7 protein-coding genes are annotated in these 3,934 nt (G+C 59.9%); all 7 read left to right on the top strand.

Going from position 1 to position 3,934, the window contains the following annotated elements:
* Positions 1 to 24 precede the first annotated feature (24 nt).
* Positions 25 to 423: a 30S ribosomal protein S8 gene (gene rpsH, locus VZ95_RS02810; protein WP_045774527.1), complete on the top strand. Its 399-nt coding sequence runs from the start codon at positions 25 to 27 to the stop codon at positions 421 to 423.
* A 12-nt stretch (positions 424 to 435) separates the two neighbouring features.
* Positions 436 to 969 carry a 50S ribosomal protein L6 gene (gene rplF, locus VZ95_RS02805; RefSeq protein WP_045774526.1) on the top strand — a complete coding sequence of 178 codons (534 nt, stop codon included), beginning with the start codon at positions 436 to 438 and terminating at the stop codon, positions 967 to 969.
* Positions 970 to 980: 11 nt separating this feature from the next.
* The gene (gene rplR, locus VZ95_RS02800; RefSeq protein WP_045774525.1) at positions 981 to 1,343 is read left to right on the top strand and encodes a 50S ribosomal protein L18; all 363 of its coding nucleotides are present in this window, start codon (positions 981 to 983) and stop codon (positions 1,341 to 1,343) included.
* 14 nt (positions 1,344 to 1,357) lie between these two features.
* Positions 1,358 to 1,927, top strand: coding sequence for a 30S ribosomal protein S5 (gene rpsE / locus VZ95_RS02795; protein WP_045774524.1), 570 nt, complete (start codon positions 1,358 to 1,360; stop codon positions 1,925 to 1,927).
* Between the two features lie 4 nt (positions 1,928 to 1,931).
* A complete protein-coding gene (gene rpmD / locus VZ95_RS02790) occupies positions 1,932 to 2,126 on the top strand; it encodes a 50S ribosomal protein L30 (RefSeq protein ID WP_045774523.1) in 195 nt (64 codons plus the stop codon).
* Positions 2,127 to 2,193: 67 nt separating this feature from the next.
* Entirely contained in the window at positions 2,194 to 2,670 is a 477-nt protein-coding gene (gene rplO / locus VZ95_RS02785; RefSeq protein WP_045774522.1) for a 50S ribosomal protein L15, read from the top strand.
* A 35-nt stretch (positions 2,671 to 2,705) separates the two neighbouring features.
* On the top strand, positions 2,706 to 3,934 hold a 1,229-nt coding region (gene secY / locus VZ95_RS02780; protein ID WP_045774521.1), incomplete at its 3' end, for a preprotein translocase subunit SecY.

The following is a 3,934-nucleotide window of genomic DNA, read 5'->3' as shown; positions in this document are numbered from 1 at the left end:
GAGCTGGTAAGAGGAGTTTAGGATATGGCGATGAGCGATCCCTTAGGGGATATGCTGACGCGCATCCGCAACGCCCAGCATGCGCGTATGTCGGTGGTTCTATCCCCGGCATCGAAGCTGCGGGCGAATGTGCTCGAAGTGTTGAAGCGTGAAGGTTACATCCGCGACTACACTCAAGCCGACGTGCGGGCTGGCGTCCAAGAACTGCGTATTGAGCTGAAGTATCACGAAGGCCAAGCCGTGATTAAGGAGATTAAACGTGTCTCCAAACCCGGCCGCCGCGTGTATACAAAGATCAAAGATCTGCCCAAGTTCTACAACGGTCTTGGCATTTCGATTCTCTCCACGCCTCGCGGCGTGATGTCCGATGCCGAAGCGCGCGCTGCCAATGTTGGTGGTGAAGTGCTTTGCCGCATATTCTAAGGGAGGCGACCAATGTCACGTGTTGGTAAGTATCCCGTTGCGGTTCCGGCTGGCGTTACGGTCTCGGTGAAGGATGGGGTGTTTCTTGCACAAGGTAAGCTGGGGGAACTCCGCCTGCCGCTGTCCAAGGATATCGAAACCACGGTGGACGGTTCGACCGTCTCCGTAAAGCCCGTTACGGAAACCAAGCAGGCCCGCGCTATGTGGGGTACCACCCGCGCCCTCATCAATAATATGGTGAAGGGGGTCAGCACTGGCTTTACCCGGAAGCTCGAAATCAACGGCGTGGGTTACCGCGCCGATGTGCAGGGCAAAGTGGTTAAGCTGAAGCTCGGTTATTCGCACGACATCGATTATGCCCTCCCTGAAGGCATTACCGTTGTTGCCGAAAAGCCGACGCTGCTGGCAATCTCGGGGGCCGACCGTCAAAAGGTTGGCCAGGTTGCCGCTGAAATTCGCCGCTTCCGCGGTCCCGAGCCCTACAAAGGCAAGGGGATTAAGTTCGAGGAAGAGACCATCCTGCGTAAGGAAGGCAAGAAGAAGTAAGGACGCGGACCATGATGAAGCCGAAAGAACTCTTCGAGCGTCGTCGTCAGCGCGTCCGTACGCGACTGAGGGCAACGTCCAATGGCCGCCCGCGGCTATCGGTATTCCGCTCGAGCAAGCATATTTATGCGCAGGTGATCGACGACGCACAGGGTCTAACCCTGACCGCCGCGTCTTCTGTCGACAAAGAACTGCGCGGTCAACTGAAGACCGGCGCCGATATCGAGGCTGCCAAAGCCGTCGGTACCCTCGTGGCCCAGCGTGCGCTGGCCAAGGGCGTGTCGATCGTGGTCTTTGACCGTGGCGGTTACATCTACCACGGCCGGGTGAAGGCCCTGGCCGACGCCGCCCGCGAAGCCGGGCTGGCGTTCTAAGGGGGCATTCGAGAATGGCACGGGAAGATCGTCGGGATCGCGAGCGTCAGCCGCGTGAACGGGAAGAATCGGAACTGGTTGAAAAGCTGGTTGGTATCAACCGCGTCGCCAAAGTGGTGAAGGGGGGCCGTCGCTTCGGCTTCGCCGCTTTGGTCGTGGTTGGCGATGGTAAGGGCCGGGTTGGCCACGGGTCGGGCAAGGCACGCGAAGTGCCGGAAGCCATCCGGAAGGCGACCGAACAGGCGAAGCGCAACATGGTTCGGGTGCCGCTGCGGGAAAACCGTACGCTGCATCATGATGCCAATGGGCACTTTGGCGCTGGCCGCGTTGTTCTCCGGGCGGCAACCGCCGGTACGGGGATCATCGCCGGGGGTCCGATGCGCGCGGTGTTTGAAGCGCTTGGCGTCCAAGACGTCGTCGCAAAGTCGCTGGGCACCTCCAATCCGCACAACATGATTAAGGCGACGTTCGACGCCTTGTCGGGCACTGTCTCGCCGCGTGCGGTTGCATCGCGTCGCGGTAAGAAGGTGGCAGACATCCTCGGTCGTCGCGATGGCGAAGCCGCCGCCGCGAAGGAAGCGTAAGATCATGACTGAAACTGGCAAGACTGTAAAAGTCACCCAGATCGGTAGCCCGATCGGTCGCGAAGCCTATCAGCGGGATACGCTGAAGGGGCTTGGTCTTAACAAGCTGCATCGGAGCCGCGTGCTGGAGGATACTCCGGCGGTGCGCGGGATGATCCGTACGGTGCAGCATCTGATAAAGGTCGAAGACCCGGCGTAACCCGCAAGGGTTCGCCAGGCGGTCTGGCGGGGTGGCAGCATCCCGCCCCTTTTCCGAGGAAAACACCATGAAACTCAATGAAATCCGGGACAATGAAGGCGCGCGTAAGCGCCGGATGCGTGTCGGTCGCGGTATCGGTTCTGGCAAGGGCAAGACTTCCGGTCATGGCGTGAAGGGGCAGAAGTCCCGCAGCGGTGTGGCTATCGGTGGTTTTGAAGGCGGTCAGATGCCTCTCTTCCGGCGTCTGCCGAAGCGCGGCTTCACCAATATTTTCCGCAAGACTTTCCAGGTCATCAACGTCGGCTCGATTCAAAAGGCCGTCGATGAAGGCCGTTTGCCCGCCGATCAGACCATCACGGGGGCCGTTCTGGCCGCTGCCGGTCTGATTCGCATTGGCGATGCGCCCACGCGCTTGCTGGCAAAGGGCGAGCTGACGGTAAAGCTGACCATCGAGCTTGATGCAGCAAGCCCGGCAGCGGTTGCCGCTGTGGAAAAGGCGGGCGGCTCGGTCGTTTTGCCGGTTCCGGCGACGACGGAAGCCTAATTTCTCTCTCTCAACGGCTGGCGGTTTATAACCTGATGGCATCTGCTGCAGAACAACTTGCTGCAAATATCAACTTCGGTGCCTTTTCAAAGGCGACGGAGCTGAAGGCTCGCATCTGGTTCACGTTGGCCGCGCTCGTCGTGTACCGGCTGGGGACCTATATTCCCCTGCCGGGCATCGACCCGTTGGTTCTGAGTGATATTTTCAAGCAGAACGCGGGCGGCATCCTCGGCATGTTCGACATGCTGGCGGGGGGCGCGCTCGGTCGTATGACGGTGTTTGCCCTGAACATCATGCCGTATATCTCGGCGTCGATTATCATTCAGCTCATGACGGCGGTCAGCCCGCGCCTGGAAACCTTGAAAAAGGAAGGCGAGAGCGGGCGCAAGGTTCTTAATCAATATACGCGCTATCTCACCGTGCTGCTGGCGACGGGCCAGGCCTATGGGATTGCCGTGGGGCTCGAAAGCTTCCAAGGGCCGACCGGCTCGGCGGTGATCGATCCTGGGATGTTCTTCCGCTTGACGGCGGTGATTACGCTGGTCGGCGGCACGATGTTCGTTATGTGGCTCGGCGAGCAGATCACGGCGCGCGGGGTTGGCAATGGTATCTCGCTGATTATCTTCGCCGGGATTGTCGCCAATTTGCCGAGCGCGCTGGCGGGCTTGCTGGAACTGGGGCGCACCGGGGCCATGTCGGCGGCTTTCATTATCGTTCTACTCGGCATCGTCGTCGGGGTTGTGCTCTTCATCGTCTTCATGGAACGTGCCCAGCGGCGCATCCTGATCCAATATCCGAAGCGCCAGCAGGGTAATCGGGTGTTTGGCGGTGAATCGAGCCATCTGCCGCTGAAGCTGAATACGGCGGGCGTCATTCCGCCGATCTTCGCCAGCTCGCTCCTGCTGCTGCCGAGCACGCTGGTTGGGTTCTCGGGGCAGTCGCCGACGGAGCTTCCGACGGTGCTGCGCTGGATCAGCGAACATCTCGCGCACGGCGCGCCGCTGTATCTGGCCTCCTACATCGGCATGATCCTGTTCTTCTCGTTCTTCTATACTGCCATCGTGTTCAATCCGGTGGAAACGGCGGATAATCTGAAGAAGCACGGCGGTTTCATTCCGGGGATTCGCCCCGGTAAGAACACCGCCGATCACCTGGATCATGTGCTGACGCGGCTCACGGTTTTAGGCGCGGTTTACATCGCGGCAATTTGCGCGCTTCCCGAACTTCTCATCTCGCAGTATTCGGTGCCTTTCTACTTTGGCGG

It is taken from the genome of Elstera litoralis, from assembly GCF_000963705.1.
GTDB classification, from domain to species: domain Bacteria; phylum Pseudomonadota; class Alphaproteobacteria; order Elsterales; family Elsteraceae; genus Elstera; species Elstera litoralis.
The sequence above is the reverse complement of the archived record's forward strand: the minus strand, read 5'-3'. Positions and strand labels throughout refer to the sequence as shown.

What these genes read in the sequence shown, in the direction of transcription:
- rpsH (WP_045774527.1), top strand. Translation starts at nt 25, where the DNA reads ATGGCGATGAGCGATCCCTTAGGGGATATGCTGACGCGCATCCGCAAC.
- rplF (WP_045774526.1), top strand. Translation starts at nt 436, where the DNA reads ATGTCACGTGTTGGTAAGTATCCCGTTGCGGTTCCGGCTGGCGTTACG.
- rplR (WP_045774525.1), top strand. Translation starts at nt 981, where the DNA reads ATGATGAAGCCGAAAGAACTCTTCGAGCGTCGTCGTCAGCGCGTCCGT.
- rpsE (WP_045774524.1), top strand. Translation starts at nt 1,358, where the DNA reads ATGGCACGGGAAGATCGTCGGGATCGCGAGCGTCAGCCGCGTGAACGG.
- rpmD (WP_045774523.1), top strand. Translation starts at nt 1,932, where the DNA reads ATGACTGAAACTGGCAAGACTGTAAAAGTCACCCAGATCGGTAGCCCG.
- rplO (WP_045774522.1), top strand. Translation starts at nt 2,194, where the DNA reads ATGAAACTCAATGAAATCCGGGACAATGAAGGCGCGCGTAAGCGCCGG.